Source organism: Planomonospora sp. ID82291, from assembly GCF_015711645.1.
Taxonomy (GTDB): domain Bacteria; phylum Actinomycetota; class Actinomycetes; order Streptosporangiales; family Streptosporangiaceae; genus Planomonospora.
On record NZ_JABTEX010000004.1, the window covers coordinates 65039 to 88113 of the forward strand.

Genomic DNA, 23075 nt, shown 5'->3' on the forward strand with positions numbered 1-23075 from the left:
CGGCCCCCGCGGATCCCCCGCGTGGCGCCGCACGGCCGCAGGCCCGGGTCCGCCGCGGCCCGGACGGCTCGGACGGCCGAGGCCCAGGCGGGCTCCCCGCAGGGGCGCGCGCCGCGGGCCCCCTTCGTGCTGCTCGTGGTCGGCCTGCTCTGCGGAGGCCTGGTCACCCTGCTGCTGCTGAACACCGTCCTGGCCCAGAACTCCATCCGGGAGAGCGACCTGCGCAAGGAGCTCCAGCAGCTCAGTCTGCAGAAGCAGAAGCAGAAGATCGAGAACATGCAGTTGGAGATGCCCCGCCAGGTCGCCGACGCGGCCGACCGGCAGGGGATGGTCCCCGACGACTCCGCCCGTGTGATCACCCCTGACGGCTTCCCCGGGGGCCGGGTCGCCAGCGAGGACCAGACGCCCGTCGGGCAGGAGCGAGTGCCGGGCACGGATCGATGAACGACAGCGGTGGGCGCGGCGCCGGCCGCGGTGGCTCCGGCCGCCGCGGCCCTCGCCGTCCCGCCCGTCCTGAGGGACAGGACGGGCAGGCGGGCGCGGAGGGCGCCGGCGGGCCCGGGGCCCGGGGAGGGGCGGGACGGCCCGTGCCCCCCGGCGGGCGCGATGGGACGGACGGACGGGGGAAGCCCGCCCGTCCCGACGGTCTCGGGCGCTCCGACGGTCCGGGCCACTCCGGCAGGACGGGAAAGGCCGGCGGCTCCGCGCGGTCCGGGGGGCGCGGAGGCGCGGACGCGCCCGGCGGCCCGGCACGCACCCGGGGACAGACCGGAGGCGGCGGCCGGGACGCATCGGAGCGGCCGGGCGGAGCCGCAGGGCGCAGCTCCGAGAAGCCGGGCGGGGGCGGCAGGCAGGGCCGGTCCGGGAAGCCGGACGGCCCCGGCAGGCCGCCGCGCCCCGCGACGCCCGGTCGGCCGGCCCGCCCCGACGCATCCGGCGGGCCGGGCCGCACCGAGGCGCGCCCGGGGGCCCAGGGAAGACCGGGGGCCCAGGGAAGACCAGGGGCCCAGGGAAGACCAGGGGCCCAGGGGAGACCGAGCCGTGGTGAGCAGGCCGCTCCCCGGCCGTCCGGGAGGCCGGGCCGTGGTGGAACCGTACGCCCGGACGCGTCGGGGAGGCCGGGCCGTGCCGAGTCGGCGCGTCCCGGGGCGCCCGGCGGGCCCGCCCGCCCGGAGGGGGCCCGTCCCGGATCCGGGCGTCCGGGTCCGCGTCCCGCACGTGAGCGCGACGGCGAGCCGACCGATCCCGGACGCACGATCCGGAAGCGGGCCGCGGCGCCCGGCGGGCCGCGCGGACCCGTGCGGCGACCGGGGGAGGGCGCCCCGCCCCGCCCGCCGCGGCCTCCGGCGCGCGCGCCGATGGTGCTGCACCTGGGCAACCCCGGCAGGCGGATCAGCATCGGCCTGATCGCGATGACCTTCGTGCTGTCCGTCTTCGCCGGTCGACTGGTCCAGCTGCAGGGGCTGGACTCCAAGGTGTACGCGGCCGAGGCGGCCCGGCAGCGCGTCCAGGAGGAGCGGATCCCCGCCCGGCGCGGCTCGATCACCGACGTCAACGGGTACGAGCTCGCACTGACGGTCGAGGCACGCGAGATCTTCGTGGACCCCCTGGAGGTGACGCCCGCCAAGCGCGACCAGGTGGCGGCGATGCTGGCCGCCGAGCTCGGTGAGCCGAAGGAGCGGATCGCGGCCGAGATCGCCGACACCGGCAAGCGCTACGTCCCCATCGGGACCGTCGACCCGATCCACGCCCAGAAGGTGCTCGCGCACGGCTTCAAGGGGGTCGGCAGCAAGCACGAGTACCGCAGGGACTACCCCGGCGGCGATCTGGCGGGCACCCTGATCGGCTTCGTCGGTGACGACGGCGGCGGGCTGAGCGGCCTGGAACTCGTGCACGACAAGCTGCTGGCCGGGCGCGACGGCCAGCAGAGCATCGAGACCGGGCGCGACGGCCAGCGGATCCCGATGACCCGCAGCACCCGGCGGCAGCCGGTGGAGGGCCGGAACGTGCGGCTCACCATCGACCGGGACATCCAGTGGGCCGCGCAGAAGGCGATCACCGAGCAGGTCGCGGCCACCGGGGCCCGCACCGGCAGCGTCATCGTGATGGACGTGCAGACCGGCCAGGTGGCGGCGATCGCGAACGCCCCCGAGCTGAACCTGAAGGACTGGGGGAAGACCTCCGCGGAGAGCTGGGTCAACCGCGCCGTGGCCGACGTGTTCGAACCGGGCAGCACGAACAAGGTGATCACGGCGGCCGCGGCGCTGGAGTCGGGGGCCGTGCGCCCCGAGACCGTGTTCACGGTCGCGGACGACATCCGGTGCGCCGACAAGGTGCTGCGCGACTCCCACCCGCATCCGACCGAGCGCCTGACCTTCTCCGGCGTGGTCGCCACCTCCAGCAACGTGGGCACGATCCTCGCCGCGCAGAAGGTGGGGGACGCCAAGCTCCACGAGATGCTGCGGCGCTTCGGGTTCGGCGCCAAGCCCGGGGCGGGCCTGTACCGGGAGGAGGCCGGACTGCTGCCCTCGTGGCAGGAGTGGTCGGGCAGCCAGCGCTGCACGATCGCCTACGGCCAGGGCGTGTCGGTCACCGCGCTGCAGACGGCCAGCGTCTACCAGACCATCGCCAACGGCGGCGTGCGGATCGCCCCGTCGGTCGTGGCCGGCACCACCGGAGCCGACGGCGCGTTCGTGCCGGCCGCGCCGGCCACGCGCACCCGGGTGGTCGGCGAGCGCACGGCCCGGGAGGTCTCGCTGATGCTGGAGGCCGCGGTGAGCGCGGAGGGCACCGGCAACCTCGCCTCGATCGACGGCTACCGGGTGGCGGGCAAGACCGGCACCGCGATGCGCTATGACGCCGCCTGCCAGGGCTACTGCGGCTACACCGCGACCTTCGCGGGCTTCGCCCCGGCCGACAAGCCGCGCCTGGTCGTCCTGACGGTCATCCAGGACCCCAGGAAGGGCCACTACGGAGGGGAGATCGCGGCCCCGGTCTTCAAGAAGGTGATGACGTTCGCGCTGAAGAGCAGGAAGATCCCGCCCACCGGCACCGAGCCGCCCGTGGTGCGGATCCGCGCCGGGGAATGAGCGGGGACGGTACGCTCTCGCCGTGCGTCCCCCGTCGTCCATGCGACCTTCAACCAGTTCACCCCGGCCGCTCTCCGGGCTGGCGAGCCTGCTCGGCGCCCCCTCGGGCACGTCGCGCGCGCCGCTGGCCGCGGTCTCCGGGGTCACGATCGACTCCCGCCAGGTCCGGCGCGGCGACCTGTACGTCGCGCTGCCCGGAGCCGTCTCCCACGGTGCGGACTTCGCCGCGCAGGCGCTGGCCGCGGGGGCGGCCGCGATCCTGACCGATCCGGCGGGCCGCAAGGCCGCCGTCGCGACCGGGCTGCCGGTCCTCGTCGTCCCGGACCCGCGGGCCGTGCTCGGGCAGGTCGCCGCCTGGGTGTACGGCCGGCCCGCGCACGACATGACGGTCGTCGGCGTCACCGGCACCAGCGGCAAGACCACCACGACCTTCCTGCTGGAGGCCGGGCTGCGCGCCGCCGGCCACACGACGGGCCTGGTCGGCGGGGTGGAGATCCGCGCCGGCGGGCTGCGCTTCACGCCTCGGCTGACCACCCCCGAGGCCAGCGAGCTGCAGGGACTGTTCGCCCTCATGCGCGAGCGGGGCGTCACCGCCGCCGCCATGGAGGTCTCCAGCCACGCCCTGGCCCTGGGCCGGGTCGACGCGGTCTTCTACGACGTGGCGCTGTTCACCAACCTCTCCCAGGACCACCTGGACTTCCACCGCGACCTCGACGACTATTTCGCGGCCAAGGCCCGGCTGTTCACCCCGGAGATGAGCCGGGTGGGCGTCGCCAACCTCGACGACGCCCACGGCCGCGAGCTCCTGAGCCGCGCGAAGATCCCGATGGTCTCCTTCTCCGCGCTGGGCGCCCCGGAGGCCGACTGGAGGGCTCTGGACGTGCGGCTGGGCTCCGACGGGAGCGCCTTCCGCGTGGTCGGCCCCGGCGGCGTCGAGGAGGACGCCGCGGTGGCCCTGCCCGGTCCCTTCAACGTGGCCAACGCGCTGGGCGCGATCGTGGCGCTGGTCGAGGCCGGGGTCTCGCTGCGCGCCGCGGTGACGGGCGTGGGCACGCTGGCCGGGGTGCCCGGCCGGATGGAGCGCGTCCCCGGCGGAGAGGGCTTCGAGGCGGTCGTCGACTACTCGCACAAGCCGGGCGCGGTGGAGTCGGTGCTGCGCTCGCTGCGCGAGGTGACGGCCGGCAGGCTGACCGTGGTGCTCGGTTGCGGCGGTGACCGAGACCGGGGCAAACGCCCGATGATGGGGGAAGCCGCCGCACGCCTGGCGGATGTGGCTATTCTCACCAGCGACAACCCTCGCTCGGAGGACCCCCTGCGGATCCTGGCCGAGATGATGGACGGAATCCTCGGCGTGCCCGAGGAGGAGCGCGCGCATGTGATCATTGAGCCGGACCGGGCCGCGGCCATCGAGCTGGCGATCGGCCGGGCGGGCTCCGGCGACGTCGTCGTCGTGGCGGGCAAAGGCCACGAGCAGGGTCAGTACGTCGGAGACCGGGTTCTCCCGTTCGACGACAGGCAGGTGGTGGCCGACGCGATCGCCGGACGGCGGAGCCGTACCGGGCGCCGAAGCACGGACGAGAGTAGGGAAGACGCATCATGATCCCGTTGCCGCTGGCGAGGATCGCCGAGATCACCTCGGGCGCCCTCACGGGCATGGCCGATCCCCGCGCGGTGGTGCGCGGCCCGGTCGTCATCGACTCCCGGGCGGCCGAACCGGGGTCGCTGTTCGTCGCGATCAAGGGCGACCGGGCCGACGGGCACGACTTCGCGGCCCAGGCCGTGGCGGCCGGGGCGGTCGCGGTGCTCGCGGAGCGGCCCGTCGAGGCTCCCGCGGTGATCGTCGGCGACGTCCTGGCCGCGCTGGCCGCCCTGGCCACCGCCGTCTGCGCCGAGCTGCCCGACTGCACGGTCGTCGGCGTCACCGGCTCGGCGGGCAAGACCAGTACCAAGGACCTGCTGGCCCGCCTCACCGCCCGGATCGGCCCGACGGTCGCCCCGCCCGGCTCCTTCAACAACGAGATCGGCCACCCGCTGACCGTGCTGCGGGCCGACGAGACCACCCGCTACCAGGTGCTGGAGCTCAGCGCCCGGAACGTCGGGCACATCGCCCACCTGGCGCGCATCGCCCCGCCGAAGATCGGCGTGGTCCTCAACGTCGGCACCGCGCACCTGGGCGTCTTCGGCAGCCGCGAGACGATCGCCCGGGCCAAGGGCGAGCTGGTGGAGGCGCTGCCGGCCGACGGCGTGGCCGTGCTGAACGCCGACGACCCGCTGGTGGCCGCGATGGCCGGCCGCACCCGCGCCCGCGTGACCTGGTACGGCCGCGCCGACGGCGCCGACGTGCGGGCCGAGGACGTGACCGTGGACGAGCGGGGCCGCGCGTCCTTCACGCTGCGCACCCCGTCGGGCTCCGCGCCGGTCGGCCTGCGCCTGTACGGCGAGCACGCGGTCGACAACGCCCTGGCCGCGGCGGCCGCCGCCTACGAGCTCGGCCTGCCGGTCGCCGTCATCGCCCGGGAGCTGTCGGAGGCCGAGCCCCGCAGCCGCTGGCGGATGGAGGTCAGCGACCGGGCGGACGGGGTCACCGTGATCAACGACGCCTACAACGCCAACCCCGACTCCATGCGCGCCGCCTTCAACGCCCTGGACGCGCTCGCCGGTCCGCGCCGGCGCTTCGCGGTCGTCGCCTCCCTGGCCGAGCTGGGCGAGCATAGCGACGCCCTGAACGAGGAGGTCGGCCGGCTGGCCGGCGGGGCGGGGCTGGCCGGGCTGGTCGTCGTCGGCGAGGACGCCGGCCCCATCCTGGCCGGGGCCCGCGCCGCGGTCGAGGAGGCGGCCGGGGCGGCGGCCGGGGAGCCCGCGTCCGGCGCGCCGCCGGGACCGGAGCCGCGCCCCGCCGTCCGCGTGCTGCACGCCGCCGACACCGCGCAGGCCGCGGCCCTCCTGGAGGGCATGCTCGCCCCCGGTGACGTGGTCCTGGTCAAGGGCTCGCGCGCCGCCGGGCTGGAGCGCGTGGCCCACGCCCTGACCGGGGGTGACGGCCAGTGAGGGACATCCTCATCGCGGCGGCGGTCTCCCTGCTGCTGTCGATGTTCGGCACGCCGCTGGCGATCCGGCTGTTCTCCCGGCGCGGGTACGGCCAGAGCATCCGCGAGGAGGGCCCCTCCGGCCACCACGACAAGCGCGGCACCCCCACCATGGGCGGCACGGTGATCGTGATCGCCGCGCTGATCGGGTACGCCTGCGCCCACCTGATGTCGTGGACCACGCCCACGGTCTCGGCGGTGCTGGTGCTGTTCCTGATGACGGGCCTGGGCGCGGTCGGCTTCCTCGACGACTTCATCAAGATCTACAAGCAGCGCAGCCTCGGCCTGCGCAGCGGCGCCAAGGCGCTGGGCCAGCTCATCGTCGGCGCGGTCTTCGCCGTGCTGGTGGTCCGCTTCCCCAACGCCTACGACATCACCCCGGCCGAGACCCGGCTGTCGTTCCTGCGGGACTTCGGCCCGTCGATCACGATCGTCGGGTTCACCGTCTGGGTGCTCATCATGATCGTGGGCTTCTCCAACGCGGTGAACCTCACCGACGGCCTCGACGGCCTGGCCAGCGGCGCCACCGGCGCGGTGCTGGCCTCCTACATCCTGATCGGCAACTGGCAGCTCCGCAACAGCTGCACCACCCAGCTCGGCCCCAACTGCTACTGGGTGCGCGACCCGCTGGACCTGGCCGTGGTCGCCGCCGCCGTGCTCGGCGCGCTGATCGGCTTCCTGTGGTGGAACGCCCCGCCCGCCAAGATCTTCATGGGCGACACCGGCTCGCTCGCCCTGGGCGGCGTGATCGCCGGACTGGCCATCACCACCCGCACCCAGCTGCTGCTGATCATCCTGGCGGGCCTGTGCGTGATCATCACGCTCTCGGTCATCATCCAGGTCGGGTCCTTCAAGCTGACGGGCAAGCGGGTGTTCCGGATGGCCCCGCTCCAGCACCACTTCGAGCTGGCGGGCTGGGCCGAGACCACCATCGTGGTCCGGTTCTGGATCATCGCCGGCCTGTGCGCCGCGGCCGGCCTCGGACTGTTCTACATCGAGTGGATGCCCAAGTCCTGAGCAGGACTCCGCGCCACTCCACCGCCCCTGGAAGGACTCGCTGGTTTCGATGATCTGTGTGCTGGGCGCCGGGCTCTCCGGCGCCGCCGCCGCCCGCCTGCTGGCCGCCCGCGGCGAGAGGGCGGTCGTCCTGGAGGGCCGCGACGGCGAGCGCCAGCGCGCCGTCGCGGCCGAGCTGGCCGAGGCGGGCGTGGAGGTGCGCTTCGGCGAGCCCGCCGGGCTCCCCGAGGGCACGACCCAGGTCGTCGCCACCGGCTGGCCGCCTCACCACCCGCTGCTCGTCGCGGCGGAGCGGGCCGGGATCGAGGTGATCGGCGAGGTCGAGCTGGCCTGGCGGCTGCGGCCCGAGGGCGCGGCGCCGTGGCTGGCGCTGACCGGGACCAACGGCAAGACCACGGTGGTGCGGATGCTCACCTCGATGCTGCTCGCCGCCGGGCACCGGGCGCTGGCGGTCGGCAACGTGGGCGTCCCGGTGGCGGAGGCGGTCGCGGAGCCGTACGACGTGCTGGCGGTGGAGCTGTCGAGCTTCCAGCTGCACCGCGCGCCGAGCATCGCCCCGCTCGCGGCGGCCGTGCTCAACGTCGCGCCGGACCACCTCGACTGGCACGGCTCGATGGAGGAGTACGCGCGCGCCAAGGGGGAGATCTTCGCCCGGGCCGGGACGGTCGTCTACAACGCCGACGACGAGTGGTCCGCCCGGCTGGCCGCGCCGTACGGCGGCGCGGTCGGCTTCACGCTGCAGGTGCCCCGGCCGGGGCAGGTGGGCGTGGTCGAGGACCTGCTGGTGGACCGGGCGTTCACCGCCGACCCCGTGCGCGAGGCGGCCGAGCTGGCCTCGCTCGACGACGTCCGGCCCTTCGCGCCGCACAACGTGGCCAACGCGCTCGCCGCCGCCGCGCTCGCCCGGGCCTACGGGGTGCCCGAGGAGGCCGTACGGCGGGGGCTGCGGGACTTCGTCCCCGACCCGCACCGCATCGCGCACGTCGCCCGGGTGGGCGGGGTGGACTACGTCGACGACTCCAAGGCCACCAACCCGCACGCCGCCGCGGCCTCGCTCGCCGCCTACCCCTCGATCGTCTGGGTGGCCGGCGGCCAGCTCAAGGGCGCCGACGTCGACGACCTGGTACGGCAGGCGGCCCCCCGGTTGCGCGGCGCGGTCCTCCTGGGCGCCGACCGCGAGCGGATCCGGCGGGCTCTGGCGCGACACGCCGAGAATGTCCCGGTCGTGGAGGTCGCGGGGCACGACACTGGGGTCATGGACCGTGTCGTCGCCGAAGCCGCCAGGCTCGCCGCCCCCGGGGACACCGTGCTGCTGGCTCCGGCGGGGGCGTCGCTGGACATGTTCACCGGATACCCGGCCCGGGGGGAGGCGTTCGCGCGGGCCGTGCGCCGCCTGGAGGCCCCGGGGGACGGGAGCGGGACGTGAGCCCGCGGGCCGCCGAGGCCGGGACCGGGGGCCGCAACGGCGTACGGACCGGCTTGCGCGCACGGATCGGCTCGTGTGCACGGACCGGTGTACGCGCACGGATCGGCTCGTGTGCACGGACCGGCTCGCGGGCCGGCCGGTGACCGCCGCGGAGCCGCCGGCGGGCCCGGTCCCGCTGGAGGGCCGGCTCTCCCGCCTGCGCGAGCTGCTGGAGCGGCCCCTCCTCTCCTACCACCTGCTGCTGGGCGTCAGCGGGCTGCTGATGGCGCTGGGGCTGATGATGGTCCTGTCGGCCTCCAGCATCTCGGCGCTGGAGACGCGGAACTCGGCGTTCGCGCTCTTCGGGCGGCAGTTCCTCTCGATGGCGCTGGGCCTGGTCATCATGTGGGTCTGCTCCCGGCTGCCGCTGCGCTTCTTCCGGCTGGCCGGGTACCCGCTGATGGTCCTGGCCGCGCTCGGGCTGGTGCTGGTCATCTTCATCGGGCAGTCGGAGCTGGGCGCGCAGCGCTGGATCTACATCGGGGAGCTGACCATCCAGCCGTCGGAGCCGGCCAAGCTCGCACTGGTGGTGTGGGGGGCCGACCTGCTGGCGCGCGGGGTGCGGGGCGGGATGATCGAATGGCGCCACCTGCTCATCCCGCTCATGCCGGGCACCGCGATCCTGGCGCTGCTCGTCATGGCCGGCAGCGATCTGGGCACCACCATCGTGCTCATGGTGATCTTCCTGGCGCTGCTGTGGGTGGTGGGGGCCCCGCTGCGGCTGTTCGGCGGGATCCTCGCGGTGGCGGTGCTCGCCACCGTCGTGATGATCAGCACCGAGGGCTACCGCGCGGAGCGGATCGAGGGCTGGCTCAACGCCTGGGGCAACGCCCAGACCTCGGGCTTCCAGGCGGTGCAGGGGCAGATCGCGATGGGCAGCGGCGGCTGGTTCGGGCTCGGCCTGGGCTCCAGCCGGGCGAAGTGGAACTGGCTGCCGCACGCCGAGAGCGACTTCATCTTCGCCATCATCGGCGAGGAGCTCGGTCTGATGGGCACGCTGGTGGTGATCGCCCTGTTCGGCCTGCTCGGCTACGCGGGGCTGCGGGTGGCCACCCGGGTCAGGGACCCGTTCGTCCGGCTGGCCTCGGCCGCCGCCGTGGCCTGGATCGCCGGGCAGGCGATCGTCAACATCGGCGCGGTCATCGGCGTGCTGCCCATCACGGGCATCCCGCTCCCGCTGGTCTCCTACGGGGGCTCGGCGCTGCTGCCGACCCTGGCCGCGCTCGGCATGCTGCTCTCCTTCGCCAAACTGGAGCCCGGAGCGCGCGAGGCTCTCCTCGAGCGTGGCCCCGGACCGGCGGCGCGGGCTCTAAGCTGGCTTGGCCTGGGCGGTCCGAAACAGGGAAGACGGCCGGGCCGCGGAAGACGTTGAGCGGACGAGAGCGAAAGGACCCGGCATGAGAGTGGTCCTCGCCGGCGGCGGGACAGCCGGTCACATCGAACCGGCGCTGGCCCTGGCCGACGCGCTGCGCCGGCTGGACCCGGGCATCGGGATCACCTGCCTGGGCACGGAGCGCGGCCTCGAGACGCGGCTGGTGCCCGCCCGGGGCTACGAGCTGCAGCTCGTGCCCGCCGTACCGCTGCCCCGGGCCATCACGCCCCAGCTGCTGACCGTTCCCGGCCGGCTGGCGGGCGCGATCAACGCGGCCGCCGCCGTCATGGACCGGGTCCAGGCCGACGTCCTGGTGGGCTTCGGCGGCTACGTGGCCACCCCCGCCTACCTCGCGGCGCGGCGGCGCGGCGTGCCCATCGTGGTGCACGAGGCCAATCCGCGCCCCGGCCTGGCCAACCGGCTGGGCGCGCGGCTGACCGACCACGTGTTCACCAGCCACCCGGACACCGCCCTGCCCCGGGGCGAGTACGTCGGGATCCCGCTCCGGCGCGAGATCGCCCAGCTGGACCGGCTGTCCACCGGCGACAAGGCGCGCTCCTGGTTCGGGCTGGAGGCCGACCTGCCCACCCTGCTGGTCACCGGCGGCTCCCAGGGCGCCCGCTCGCTCAACCGGGCGGCCCTCGGCGCCGCCGCGGCGCTGCGCCGGGCCGGGGTGCAGGTGCTGCACGTCATCGGACCGAAGAACACGCTGGAGGAGGAGCCCCCGCCGGGCGACCCGCAGTACGTCGTGCTGCAGTACGTCGACCGGATGGACCTGGCCTACGCGGCCGCGGACTTCGCGCTCTGCCGGGCCGGGGCCATCACCTGCGCCGAGCTGACCGCGGTGGGCCTGCCGGCCGCCTACGTCCCGCTCCCGCACGGCAACGGCGAGCAGCGGCTCAACGCCTCGCCGATCGTGCAGGCGGGCGGCGGGCTGCTGGCGGAGGACGCCGACCTGACGCCCGAGTGGATCATGCGCAACGTGCTGCCGATCCTGTCCGACCCCGAGCGGGTGGTCGCGATGTCGGAGGCCGCTGCCAGGATGGGACGCAAGGACGCCGACGTGACGCTCGCCCGCCGGGTGATGCAGATCGCGGCACAGGGGCGGGTGTGACGGCGGGCGGCGGACACGACGGCCGCCCGCACGGCGGGCGGAGAGCGATGGACGACCGATGACCGGGGAGCGGATCCGGCGCGGTGAGCGGGGCGGCCGGTCGACGACCGGGACCGCCCGCACGGTTGATGGGGAGTGGTGAGCGACCGGTGAGTCTGGTCAAGTTGGTGGAGCCGGTCGCGGCGGAAGAACTGGGGCGGGTCCACTTCATCGGGATCGGCGGCGCCGGCATGTCCGGCATCGCCCGCATCCTGCTCAAGAGGGGCGTCGCGGTCTCCGGCAGCGACGCGCGCGGATCCGACATGGTGGCCGCCCTGCGGGAGCTGGGCGGTGTGATCCACATCGGCCACGCCGCCTCGCACATAAAGAACGTGGACACCGTGGTGGTCTCCACCGCGATCCGCGACTCCAACCCCGAGCTGGGCGAGGCGCTCCGGCAGGGGCTGCGGGTGATCCCCAGGGCCGCGGCGCTCGCCTCGGTCATGGCGGGCCGGAACGCGGTGGCCGTGGCGGGCACGCACGGCAAGACCACCACCACCTCGATGCTCACGGTGGCGCTGCAGAAGTGCGGGGTCGACCCGTCCTACTGCGTCGGCGGGCAGCTGGTCACGACCGGTCTGGGCGCCGACGAGGGCGCCGGGGAGGTGTTCGTCGCCGAGGCCGACGAGAGCGACGGCTCCTTCCTCATGCTGGCTCCGGACGTCGCCGTGGTGACCAACGTCGAGCCGGACCACCTCGACAACTACGGCGACCCGCGGGCCGTCTACGACAGCTTCGCCAGGTTCGTCGAGCGGGTCGGGCGGACCCTGGTGGTCTGCGCCGACGACCCGGGCTCGGCGGCGCTGGCGCCGATCGCCCGGGCGCGCGGTCTGCGGGTGGTCACCTACGGCGAGGCCGCGGAGGCCGACGTCAGAGTCGGCGAGATCACCCCCGACGGCATGGGTGTCTCCTTCACGGTCCACGGCCACGGCGGGGTACGGCTGGCCGTCCCCGGCCGGCACAACGCGCTCAACGCCGCGGCCGTCATCGCGGTCGCCGCGGAGCTGGGCGTCCCGTTCGCGGCCATCCGCGACGGCCTGGCCGCCTTCACCGGGGCCAAGCGGCGCTTCGAGGCCAAGGGCGAGGCCGGAGGGGTGGCCGTCTTCGACAGCTACGCCCACCACCCGACCGAGCTGGCCGCCGACCTGCGCGCCGCCCGGGACGTGGTGACCTCCTTCTCCGGATCCGGCCGGGTGATCGCGGTCTTCCAGCCGCACCTCTACTCGCGCACCCGGTTCTTCGCCGACGAGTTCGGCGCGGCCCTGGGCCTGGCCGACGAGGCCGTCGTCCTGGACGTCTACGGCGCCCGGGAGGATCCCGAGCCCGGGGTCTCGGGAGCGCTGGTGGCGCAGAAGGTGCCGCTCCCGCCCGAGCGGGTGGAGTACGCGCCCCGACGCGAGGCCGTGCCCGCCCTGGTGGCCGGTCGCGCCAGGCCCGGCGACATCGTCCTCACCATGGGCGCGGGCGACGTGACGGAGCTGGGCCCCCGGATCGTCGCGGAGCTGGCCGCCCGGTGAGCACGGCGCGCGGCGTCGCCATGAACACTGTGAGGGGGCTCCGGTGTCTGGACTGAGGAGCGCGCGCAGCGGAGCGAGCACGCGACGAGGGAAGGCGCCGGTTACCGGTCCCCTCGCTGCGGCGCGCGGCGTCGCCATGAACAGGGCCTGGCGCACCGTGTTCCTGGCGCTGCTCACCGCGGGAGTGGTGGGCAGCGCGGTCTGGCTGGTGTTCCTCTCCCCGGTGCTGGGGGTGCGCGACGTCCGGGTGACGGGCAACGTCGACGTCCCCGCCGCGCAGATCCGGCAGGCGGCGGGAGTGGCCGACGGCACCCCGCTGGCCACCGTGGACGCCGCGGAGGTGGAGGGCCGGATCCGCGGGATCCGGCGGGTCGAGTCGGCCGCGGTCAGCCGCACCTGGCCCGGCACCCTGGTGATCGAGGTCGTCGAGCGCGAACCGGTCGCGGCGGTGCCGGCGGGCGGCGGGACGGCGCTGATGGATCGGCACGGCGTGCTGGTCGAGGTGCGGGAGACGGCGCCGCCGACCCTGCCGGTGCTGCGCCTGGACCGTCCGGGGCCGGGTGATCCGGCGACCGCCGCCGCGCTGGCGGTGATCGGTGCGCTGCCGGAGGACCTGGCCCGGCGGGTGGCGGAGGTGCACGCCCCCTCGGCCGAGACCGTGACGCTGCGGCTCAAGGACGGCCGGGCGGTGGTGTGGGGCGGTCGCGACCGTCCCGCCGACAAGGCGAGGATCCTGGTCACTCTCCTGCAGCGACCGGCGGACACCTATGATGTGAGCTCGCCGGACGTCGTGACGGTGGATTGACGGGACGGGAGCGATCGCCCGCCCGCGTGCTCCGGAGCGCCCCCTGGGGCGTCTCACGAAAAGGACAGGCCGCGACACGCCGGGCACGCTTGCGGCGCGGTTAGTTGACCCACCTGGAGCGTAGCTCCTACTGTCCGTATCAATCCTCAGGTTGACATAAACCTAAATCTCAACTTGAGGGTGAGAGTTAAAGAAACGACGGCACGGCCCCGTGCCGCATGAAATTGCAAGTCAACGAGCGGAAAGGCCCCTCGTCGTGGCAGCACCGCAGAACTACCTCGCGGTCATCAAGGTTGTAGGGATCGGCGGAGGCGGAGTCAACGCCGTCAACCGGATGATCGAGGAGGGACTCAAGGGCGTCGAGTTCATCGCCATCAACACCGACGCCCAGGCGCTGCTCATGAGTGACGCCGACGTCAAACTGGATGTCGGGCGCGAGCTCACCCGCGGCCTCGGCGCGGGAGCCAATCCCGAGGTCGGGCGCAAGGCGGCCGAGGACCACCGCGAGGAGATCGAGGAGGTCATCAAGGGCGCCGACATGGTGTTCGTCACCGCCGGAGAGGGCGGCGGCACGGGCACCGGAGGAGCCCCGGTGGTCGCGAACATCGCGCGCTCCCTCGGGGCGCTCACCATCGGCGTGGTGACCCGGCCCTTCAGCTTCGAGGGCCGGCGCCGGGCGATGCAGGCCGAGGCGGGCATCGAGACGCTGCGCGAGGAGGTCGACACCCTCATCGTGATCCCGAACGACCGGCTGCTGTCGATCTCCGACCGCCAGGTGAGCGTGCTGGACGCCTTCAAGGCGGCCGACCAGGTGCTGCTCTCGGGTGTCCAGGGCATCACCGACCTCATCACCACCCCCGGTCTGATCAACCTGGACTTCGCCGATGTGAAGTCGGTCATGTCGGGCGCGGGCTCGGCCCTGATGGGGATCGGCCACGCGCGCGGAGACGACCGGTCGGTCGCGGCGGCGGAGATGGCCGTCTCCAGCCCGCTGCTGGAAGCCAGCATCGACGGTGCCCACGGGGTGCTGCTCTCGATCGCCGGCGGTTCCGACCTGGGGCTCTTCGAGATCAACGAAGCGGCGCAGCTCGTCTCGAACGCCGCGGCACCGGACGCCAACATCATCTTCGGCACGGTCATCGACGACGCGCTCGGTGACGAGGTGCGGGTCACGGTGATCGCCGCGGGGTTCGACGAGCCCATCGCGGGGGACAAGGCCGCGGCCCCGCAGCCGGCCGCCCGGCCGCAGCCGGTCCGCCCGGCCGCCGTCCCTCCGGCGAGCACGCCGCTCCGACCGGCGGCGCCGCCGCCCGCCAGGGCCGAGCAGCGGCCGGAGCCCCGCCCCGAGCCCCGCGCCGTGCAGCCGCCTCCTCCTCCGGTGCGCCCGGTCTCGTCTCCGCCGCCGCTGCCGGCTCCGACCGCGGCGGAGATTCCGGCGCCCGCGCCGCAGCCGGTCCAGCCCGCGCTCCAGCCGGTCGAGCAGCAGCCCGATCCGGTGCGGGCGGAGGAGCCTCCTCCGGTGTCGGTTCCGCGGCCCGCACCCGAGCCGCCGCAGCCGACTCCGATCTCCGCGAAGGTCTCCGACCCCGCCCGCCGGCGCCCGGTGGTCTTCGAGGAGCAAGAGGAGGAACTGGACGTGCCCGACTTCCTGAAGTGAGGTTCGTCACCCCGGTGCGGGTGACGGCCCGCCCTGCGAGAACCGTCAGAATGGATTCCGCCGGTTTGTCGGAATTTGGGCGGCGGGAACGTGACAAACAGAACACGACAGGACGAGATCGCGGCCGGTCTGGCCGAGGTCGAGGCGCGGATCGCGGAGGCCTGCCGGACGGCCGGACGCGCCCGTGAGGAGCTGACCCTCGTCGCGGTGACCAAGACCTACCCGGCGTCGGACGTGCGGCTCCTGGCCGGGCTGGGCGTGCGCGACGTCGGGGAGAACCGTGACCAGGAGGCCTCGGCCAAGGCGCGCGAATGCGCGGATCTCGGGCTCACCTGGCATTTCATCGGCCAGTTGCAGACCAACAAGGCCCGCTCCGTGGCCCGCTACGCCGACGTCGTCCACTCCGTGGACCGGCTCCGCCTGGTCGCCGCACTCGGCCGGGAGGCGGTCGAGGCGGGCCGGGAGGTCACCTGTCTGATCCAGGTCGCGCTGGACGACGATCCGACCCGGGGCGGCGCCCGGCCGGGGGACGTGCCCGCCCTGGCCGACGCCGTGGCCGCCGCGGAAGGACTCCGGCTGGGCGGCGTGATGGCGGTGGCCCCGCGGGAGGAGGAGCCCGGCCGGGCGTTCGCCCGGCTCCGGGAGGTCGCGCGGGCCCTGCGGGAGGATCATCCGGATGCGGGCGTCGTCTCCGCGGGCATGAGCGGTGACTTGTCCGAAGCTGTGGCGAATGGTGCGACACACCTGCGCGTCGGTACGGCGTTGCTCGGTCGCCGGAAGCCCTTCGTCAGGTAATGTCCCTCCAAGTGGGCCTTGGCGCCCACGTATCCGGTGAGTGGTCGATCGGCGGTGAGCGTCAAGGGGGGATGGCTCCACCCCGAGTCAATCGAAGTAAGACGGAGGAAGAAGAGCGATGGCCGGCGCGATGCGCAAGATGGCGGTCTACCTCGGTCTTGTGGAGGACGACCGCTACGAGAGGTACGACGTCTACCCCGACGACGAGTACGACGAGTTCGACGAGTCGCGGCGGACCGGTGAGGAGCGCCTCGGCGCGACCGGAGACCCCCAGGACGAGACGGAGGCCGGCGTGCCGGTCCGTCCCGCGACGGCCGTCCTGGAGCGCCGTACGACCGACCTGGCCCGCATCACCACGCTCCACCCCCGTACCTACAACGAGGCCAGGACCATCGGCGAGCACTTCCGCGAGGGCACGCCCGTCATCATGAACCTGACGGAAATGGTTGACAGTGATGCGAAGCGACTCGTCGATTTCGCGGCAGGTCTCGTCTTCGGCCTACACGGAAGCATCGAACGTGTTACCAACAAGGTGTTCCTGTTGTCCCCAGTCAATGTCGAGGTGACCGCCGAGGACAAGGCCCGAATCGCGGAGCGCGGGTTCTTCAACCAGAGCTAGAGTTCCACTATGCACACCGAGTCGAAGCCCACCCCGTCCTTCCGGGGGTCGCGGACCAGGACGGAGGCAGGACAGCGCCGTGGGGATCGTTAGCGACATCGTGGTCGTCGTCCTGTGGATCTACCTCCTCCTGCTGATCGGAAGAATGATCTTTGAGACGGTGCAGGCGTTCGCCCGCCAGTGGCGCCCCACGGGGGTGGTCCTGGTCCTGGCGGAGGCCATATACACGGTCACCGACCCACCTCTCAAGTTCCTCCGCCGTTTCATTCCGCCACTCCGGTTGGGTACGGTGGCCTTTGACCTCAGCTTCACAGTCCTGTTCATTGTGGTCTGGGTCTTGATCCAACTCGTGTCCGCGCTTCGTTGATCGGGTACCGTCCTCCGGACAGACTCCAAGCGCGCCAAGGAGACCGAAATGCCGCTGACGCCCGCAGATGTGCGGAACAAGCAGTTCAGTACGACCCGACTCAGGCCGGGTTACGACGAGGAAGAGGTAGACGCCTTCCTCGATGAGGTGGAGTCCGAGCTGGACCGCCTCATCCAGGAGAACGAGGAGCTCCGCGCCAAGCTGTCGGAGTGCATGCGGGGCAAGGTGCCCGGCGGGATGGGCATGGCCATGGCGCCGGCCCCCGTCGCCGAACCCAAACCCGAGATGATGATGCCGCCGCAGCCGGAGCCGATGCGGGCTCCCGAGCCGGTGCAGCAGCAGCCGGTCCCCGTCATGGGCATGCCCCCGGCCGAGGACAACATGGACACCGCCGCGCGTGTGCTCGCGCTGGCCCAGCAGACCGCCGACCAGGCGATCGCCGATGCCCGCCGGGAGGCGGACGAGACGGTGACCCGGGCGCGGCGCGAGGCCGACGACATCCTCGGCAAGGCCCGCCGCCAGGCCGAGCAGGTCATCGGTGACGCCCGGGCGCGCGCCGAGACGCTGGAGCGCGACGCGCAGGAGCGCCACCGGCAGGCCATGGGCTCGCTGGTGCAGACCCGTGACGAGCTCGAGCGCAAGGTCGAGGAACTGCGCAGCTTCGAGCGCGAGTACCGCAGCCGGCTCAAGCTCTACCTGGAGAACCAGCTCGCGGAGCTCAACGTCGCCGCCGAGGGCAGCGGGGGCTTCCCGATCGTGGGAGGTCCCGTGGGCGGGCCCCCGGTCATGTCCCACGCCTCGGCTCCGGGCGGGCAGCAGCCTCTCCAGGGCGGTCCCGGTCCTTTCGGCGGTGAGCCGTCGCAGCACTCCGGAGCCTTCCAGGGTGCCGACGGCCCGCACAACGACCGTCGCTAAGGTGTCGGGTCATTCCCTCTGACCCGTAACCGGGAGTCCCTTCGTGATCCTTATCAGCGCTGGTCTGGTGTTGACGGCCGTCGTCCTGCTCATCGCGGGGGTCGTGATCGCCAAGCCCTTTCTGGTCATGTGGTCGATCGCGGTCAGTGTGCTGTCCGCGGTCTTCCTGGTGATCGGGGCGTTGCTGCGACGCCATGAGCTCTTCCCCGGCGGTGGACGCGCCGGGGTGGCTCCGCCGTCCCCCTTCAAGGGACCGGCTCCGGCCGGTCCGATGCCCGTGCCCCCGATGGCCTCCCACCGGCAGCCCGTCCCAGGGACATCCGCCGGCCCGCCCGAGGCGGGGCCGCAGGGCGCGCGGCGGACGGCCGCCGCCGTGACTCGTCCCCGGCCCGCTCCGGCGGCCGGACCGGCCGCGCGGCAGGGCGTGCCGGATGCCGAGGCGATCGTGCTGGTGATCCCCGGGCGCAGGCGCTACCACATCGCAGGGTGCCGCCAACTGGCCGGCAGGGAACACGAGGAACTCACCCACGAGGAGGCACGGGAGGAGGGCTTCACGCCCTGCACCACCTGCCTTCCCGAGTTCAGCGGCGGGATCGCGCCGCAGGACGCCCCCGAGGAGCAGGACGCCGCTCCGACCCCGTTGCCGCTCCCCTCGTCTCCGACCTCCCGGGCCGCCCAGTCCTTCCAGGAGTCCGGCTCCTCCGGCGCGGCCGGAGCGGACAGCGGTGAGGCGGACAGCGGTGAGACCGTACGGTTCACCCCTCCGTACCGTCCCGTCGGCGCCGCGGGGACCCCGGTTCCGCGGCCCCACACGCCGCCCCGGCAATCGGAGGACCCGCTCCGGGAGTCCCCGGAGCAACCGGTTCCCGCACCGTCTTCCGCGTCTTCTCCTGCGTCTTCCGCTGTGCCTCCTGGGGGGTCCGCGGTCCCCTTCGCCGCCCCCTCGTTCCCCCGCCAGACGCCTCCGCCCGCCTCGGCGGCGGAGGACGCCTCGGCCACCAGCTGGTTCAGCCGGGAGCCGGTCTCCCCTCCGGCCGCCGCGCCGGAGCCCGAGGAGCGAGCGGAGACGGAGTCGCCTGCCGAGTCCTCTGCGGAGTCTCCTGAGCCGGCGTCCGCAGCCCCCGCCGAGGCCTCCGAGCCGATGGAGACGGCGGTGAAGGCCGCCGCGGAGCCTTCCTCGGCAGGATCCGAGACCGACGAGTCCGAGACCGACCGGTCCGAGACCGACGAGTCCGAGACCGACCGGCCGGAACCGGAGTCCGACGGACGGCCTGGGGCGGAGCCCGCCCCGGCCCGGTCCGAAACCGCCGCCGAGTCGGTCGCCACGGGGCCGGTCGTCGCGGTGGGCACCGCGGAACCCGCCGAGCCGGGGGAGCCGGCCGGGACCGAGCAGCCCGGGCGCGCCGGGCGGCCGGTGTCGACCGGCTCCACTGCGGACGAGCCGGAGGACGAGCCGGGGGAGCCGACGGCGGCCGTCCCCGAAGAGGACGACACCCGGGACGACGCCCCGGACACCCCTCAGGACGACGACACCTCGCCGCACGGGATCCCCGCGGTGAAGACCGGCGACGACGGTTCCGATACGGTCACGGTCATCTCCGGCACCCGTCGCTTCCACGGTGAGGCCTGCCCGCTCGTCAGAGGGGTCGACGACGAGGGCCTCGAGACCATGTCCCGGGCCGAGGCCGAGAAGGCGGGTCTGAGCGGCTGCGCCGTCTGCCAGGGAGACCTGCCCGACCGCGGCTGATCGGTGCGTCCGCCGGTCTCGCCTGGGACGGTCCGCGCATGGTCGGCCGGTGCGTCCGCCGGTCTCGCCTGGGACGGTCCGAGCGCGGGGCCGGTACGTCTTCCGGTCCCCTCCGGTGGGGCCGGGCCGCGCGGTCGCCGCCCGGCCCCACCGGGTCAGGCGGAGGCGCCGCGGCGGAGCTGGAAGGAGAGCCCCAGGTCGGCGTCCTCGTGGACCGCGGGCCCTTCCTCGGTGAGACCCTCGGTGAGGGAGAGGGCGAGGACCTCGTCGGCCACCGTACGGCCCTGGGCCCGCAGTGCTTCGGCCAGCTCGGTGTCGGCGGCGGACCACCACAGGTCGATCCGGTCGGTGATGGACAGCCCCGAGGACTTGCGGGCGTCCTGGACCAGTCGGACGACGTCGCGGATCAGACCGGCCCGGCGCAGTTCGTCGGTGATGGCCAGGTCGAGGGCGACGGTCTCGCCCGTACCGGTGTCGACGGCCCCCGTCTCCACCGCCCAGCCGGACTTCGGCTGCTCGGTGACGATCACGTCCTCGGCGGTGACCTCCACCGTGCCCAGCTCGCCGGCGTCCAGCGCGACGGGCGATCCGGAGCGCAGGGTACGGGCCAGCTCGCCGGCGTCCGCGGTGGACACGGCCGCGGCGACCAGCTTGGTCTGCGAGCCGAACCGCTTGCCCAGGGCACGGAAGTTGGGCTTGACGGTGAAGGAGACCAGGTCGGCGGAGAACCCCGACATGTCCTCCAGGGCCTGCACGTTGAGCTCGTCGGCGATCAGCTCGCGCAGCTCGGGCGAGAGCGCGGCCCAGCCGGGGGCGCCGACCAGGGCCCGGCCCAGCGGCTGACGGGTCTTCACCCCGCTGGAGGCGCGGGCCGAGCGGCCCAGCTCCACCAGGCGCCGGACCAGCGCCATCTGCTCCGACAGGGCCGGGTCGAGCAGCGCGGAGTCCACGGCGGGCCAGGAGGCCAGGTGGACCGAGGCGGGGTCGCCGTCGGCGCGCAGCACGTCCCAGACGTAGTCGGTGATGAACGGCACCACCGGCGCCATCAGGCGGGTCACGGTCTCCAGGCACTCGTACAGGGTGGCGAAGGCGGAGGCGTCGCCCGACCAGAACCGGCGGCGGGAGCGCCGCACGTACCAGTTGGACAGGTCGTCGAGGAACTCGGCCAGCCGCCGCCCGACCCGGGCGGTGTCGAACTCGTCCATCGAGGCGGTGACCTCGGCCACCGTCCGGTGCAGCTCGGCCAGCGCCCACCGGTCGATCAGCGGGCGCTCGCCGGGGGCGGGGGCCGCGGACGTCGCCGCCGGGCTCCAGGACTCGGCGCCCGCGTACAGGGTGAAGAAGGAGACGGTGTTCCAGTAGGTGAGCAGGACCTTGCGGACGATCTCCTCCAGGGCGGCGTGCCCGACCCGGCGGGCCGCCCACGGCGAACCGGAGCAGGCCATGTACCAGCGCAGGGCGTCGGCCCCGTGCCGGTCCATCAGCGGGATCGGCTCCAGCACGTTGCCCAGGTGCTTGCTCATCTTGCGGCCGTCCTCGGCGAGGATCAGGCCCAGGCAGAGCACGTTCTCGTAGGAGGTGCGGCCGAAGACCAGGGTGCCGACCGCCATCAGCGAGTAGAACCAGCCGCGGGTCTGGTCGGTGGCCTCGCAGATGAACTGCGCGGGGTAGGCCGCCTCGAAGATCTCCTGGTTCTGGTAGGGCGCGCCCCACTGGGCGAACGGCATGGAGCCCGAGTCGTACCAGGCGTCGATCACGTCCGGGACCCGCCGGGCCTCGGCCCCGCAGGAGGGGCAGGGCAGCGTGACGTCGTCGACGTAGGGGCGGTGCGGGTCGAGGGCGGAGACGTCCTGGCCGGACAGCTCGCCGAGCTCGGCCAGCGAGCCGACGCAGGTGATGTGGGACTCGTCGGCCGAGCAGACCCAGAGCGGCAGGGGGGTGCCCCAGTAGCGCGACCGCGACAGCGACCAGTCGACGTTGTTGCGCAGCCACTCGCCGAAGCGGCCCCACTTGATCGTCTCGGGGTACCAGCCGACCTTCTCGTTCTCGGCGAGGAGCCGGTCCTTGATCGCGGTCGTGCGGATGTACCAGGCGGGCAGCGCGTAGTACAGCAGCGCGGTGTGGCAGCGCCAGCAGTGCGGGTAGCTGTGCTCGAAGTGGCCGCCCCGGAACAGCAGCCCCCGGTCGCGCAGGTCCGCGGTCAGGGACTCGTCGGCGTGCTTGAAGAACTGCCCGCCGACCAGCGGCACGTTCTCGGCGAACCGGCCGTCGGGTCCGATCGGGTTGACCACGGGCAGGCCGTACCGCTTGCAGGTCGCCATGTCGTCGGCGCCGAAGGCGGGCGCCTGGTGGACCAGGCCGGTGCCGTCCTCGGTGGTGACGTAGTCGCCCAGCACCACGTAGTGCGCGCCGGGGATGTCGACCAGGTCGAACGGCCTGCGGTAGGGGGTGCGCTCCAGCTCCGTGCCGGCGAAGGTGGCCAGCACCTCGGCGCCCTCGCCCAGGACCGCGGTCAGCAGCGGCTCGGCGACGACCAGCACCTCCTCCGAGCCGGCCGGGCGGGCCGCGACGTAGGTCACCTCGGGGTGCACGGCGACCGCGGTGTTGGAGACCAGCGTCCACGGGGTGGTGGTCCAGATCAGCAGCGAGGCGCCGAGCTCGGCCAGCGGGCCGGAGGCGGCGGGCATGCGGACGTAGACCGACGGGCTGGAGACGGTCTCGTAGCCGCCGGGCTGGCCCAGCTCGTGGTCGGACAGGCCGGTGCCGCACCGCGGGCAGTACGGCGTGATGCGGAAGTCGCGGAAGAGCAGGCCCTTGTCGAAGACGACCTTCAGCGACCACCAGACGGACTCGACGTAGGCCGGGTCCATCGTGCGGTAGGCCGCCGACAGGTCGATCCAGTAGCCCATGCGCTCGGTCATCTCTTCGAACGCGTCCACGTGCCGCAGCACCGACTCGCGGCACTTGGCGTTGAACTCCGCGATGCCGTACGCCTCGATGTCCTTCTTGCCGGTCAGCCCGAGCTCTTTCTCGATGCCGACCTCGACGGGCAGGCCGTGGCAGTCCCAGCCGGCCTTGCGGGGCACGCTGTAGCCGCGCATGGACTTGTAGCGGGGGAAGACGTCCTTGAAGACGCGCGCCTCGACGTGGTGGACGCCGGGCATGCCGTTGGCGGTGGGCGGGCCCTCGTAGAAGACCCAGGCGGGACCGCCGGCGTTCTGCTCGACCGAGCGCTCGAAGACCTTGCCGTCCCTCCAGCGGTCGAGCACCTCGTGTTCGAGCGCGGGCAGGTCGACCTGCGCGGGAAGGGGACGGAAATGGGCGGACATGACGGGCGGAACCTCCACGCTGGTGCTGGCTGGCAGTGGCGCGGAGGGACGAGACCTGGCGGTCCCGCGGTACCACCCTCCTTGGCCTCCCGGGTGGGGAGACCCTCTTCTTTTCGGTTCGCAGCCGGGTCTACCGGGTATC

Annotated in this window: 17 protein-coding genes; 16 read left to right on the plus strand and 1 reads right to left on the minus strand. The window is 73.6% G+C overall.

From position 1 onward, the window contains the following. The first annotated feature begins 21 nt into the window (after positions 1 to 21). The 16 genes from HS045_RS24875 (at position 22) to HS045_RS24950 (ending at position 19604) form a co-directional block, all read left to right on the plus strand. Positions 22 to 444, plus strand: a complete 423-nt coding sequence (locus HS045_RS24875; protein ID WP_196453903.1) for a hypothetical protein — start codon at positions 22 to 24, stop codon at positions 442 to 444. Between the two features lie 914 nt (positions 445 to 1358). Next, positions 1359 to 3089, plus strand: a complete 1731-nt coding sequence (locus HS045_RS24880; protein WP_230884803.1) for a penicillin-binding protein 2 — start codon at positions 1359 to 1361, stop codon at positions 3087 to 3089. Between the two features lie 40 nt (positions 3090 to 3129). Next, positions 3130 to 4689, plus strand: a complete 1560-nt coding sequence (locus tag HS045_RS24885; RefSeq protein ID WP_196453905.1) for a UDP-N-acetylmuramoyl-L-alanyl-D-glutamate--2,6-diaminopimelate ligase — start codon at positions 3130 to 3132, stop codon at positions 4687 to 4689. Further along, on the plus strand, positions 4686 to 6137 hold the full coding sequence (gene murF, locus HS045_RS24890) for a UDP-N-acetylmuramoyl-tripeptide--D-alanyl-D-alanine ligase (protein ID WP_196453906.1): 1452 nt from the start codon (positions 4686 to 4688) through the stop codon (positions 6135 to 6137). Before HS045_RS24885 ends, murF begins: the two co-directional genes overlap by 4 nt. Next, positions 6134 to 7192: a phospho-N-acetylmuramoyl-pentapeptide-transferase gene (gene mraY / locus HS045_RS24895; protein ID WP_068894159.1), complete on the plus strand. Its 1059-nt coding sequence runs from the start codon at positions 6134 to 6136 to the stop codon at positions 7190 to 7192. The genes murF and mraY overlap by 4 nt, the downstream gene beginning before the upstream one ends. A 49-nt stretch (positions 7193 to 7241) precedes the next feature. Further along, on the plus strand, positions 7242 to 8618 hold the full coding sequence (gene murD, locus HS045_RS24900; protein ID WP_196453907.1) for a UDP-N-acetylmuramoyl-L-alanine--D-glutamate ligase: 1377 nt from the start codon (positions 7242 to 7244) through the stop codon (positions 8616 to 8618). Between the two features lie 109 nt (positions 8619 to 8727). Beyond that, positions 8728 to 10029, plus strand: a complete 1302-nt coding sequence (gene ftsW / locus HS045_RS24905) for a putative lipid II flippase FtsW (protein ID WP_307827699.1) — start codon at positions 8728 to 8730, stop codon at positions 10027 to 10029. Between the two features lie 25 nt (positions 10030 to 10054). Beyond that, on the plus strand, positions 10055 to 11143 hold the full coding sequence (murG, locus tag HS045_RS24910) for an undecaprenyldiphospho-muramoylpentapeptide beta-N-acetylglucosaminyltransferase (protein ID WP_196453908.1): 1089 nt from the start codon (positions 10055 to 10057) through the stop codon (positions 11141 to 11143). Between the two features lie 149 nt (positions 11144 to 11292). After that, complete coding sequence (gene murC, locus HS045_RS24915) at positions 11293 to 12699, plus strand: UDP-N-acetylmuramate--L-alanine ligase (protein WP_196453909.1); 1407 nt, start codon at positions 11293 to 11295, stop codon at positions 12697 to 12699. Positions 12700 to 12835: 136 nt separating this feature from the next. Continuing rightward, complete coding sequence (locus HS045_RS24920) at positions 12836 to 13504, plus strand: cell division protein FtsQ/DivIB (RefSeq protein ID WP_196453910.1); 669 nt, start codon at positions 12836 to 12838, stop codon at positions 13502 to 13504. A gap of 256 nt (positions 13505 to 13760) precedes the next feature. Further along, positions 13761 to 15161 (plus strand): cell division protein FtsZ, encoded by a 1401-nt coding sequence (gene ftsZ / locus HS045_RS35935; RefSeq protein WP_196453911.1) that lies wholly within the window; start codon positions 13761 to 13763, stop codon positions 15159 to 15161. Positions 15162 to 15251: 90 nt separating this feature from the next. Beyond that, positions 15252 to 15956 (plus strand): YggS family pyridoxal phosphate-dependent enzyme, encoded by a 705-nt coding sequence (locus HS045_RS24930; protein WP_196453912.1) that lies wholly within the window; start codon positions 15252 to 15254, stop codon positions 15954 to 15956. 118 nt (positions 15957 to 16074) lie between these two features. Next, positions 16075 to 16575 carry a cell division protein SepF gene (locus HS045_RS24935; RefSeq protein WP_196453913.1) on the plus strand — a complete coding sequence of 167 codons (501 nt, stop codon included), beginning with the start codon at positions 16075 to 16077 and terminating at the stop codon, positions 16573 to 16575. A 79-nt stretch (positions 16576 to 16654) separates the two neighbouring features. Continuing rightward, positions 16655 to 16942 (plus strand): YggT family protein, encoded by a 288-nt coding sequence (locus tag HS045_RS24940; protein ID WP_068894150.1) that lies wholly within the window; start codon positions 16655 to 16657, stop codon positions 16940 to 16942. 48 nt (positions 16943 to 16990) lie between these two features. Continuing rightward, positions 16991 to 17857, plus strand: a complete 867-nt coding sequence (locus HS045_RS24945) for a DivIVA domain-containing protein (protein ID WP_196453914.1) — start codon at positions 16991 to 16993, stop codon at positions 17855 to 17857. Between the two features lie 43 nt (positions 17858 to 17900). Beyond that, on the plus strand, positions 17901 to 19604 hold the full coding sequence (locus HS045_RS24950) for a hypothetical protein (protein ID WP_196453915.1): 1704 nt from the start codon (positions 17901 to 17903) through the stop codon (positions 19602 to 19604). 155 nt (positions 19605 to 19759) lie between these two features. Here the strand turns inward: HS045_RS24950 and ileS are convergent, their stop codons facing one another. Next, a complete protein-coding gene (gene ileS, locus HS045_RS24955) occupies positions 19760 to 22933 on the minus strand; it encodes an isoleucine--tRNA ligase (protein WP_196453916.1) in 3174 nt (1057 codons plus the stop codon). Positions 22934 to 23075: the final 142 nt, after the last annotated feature.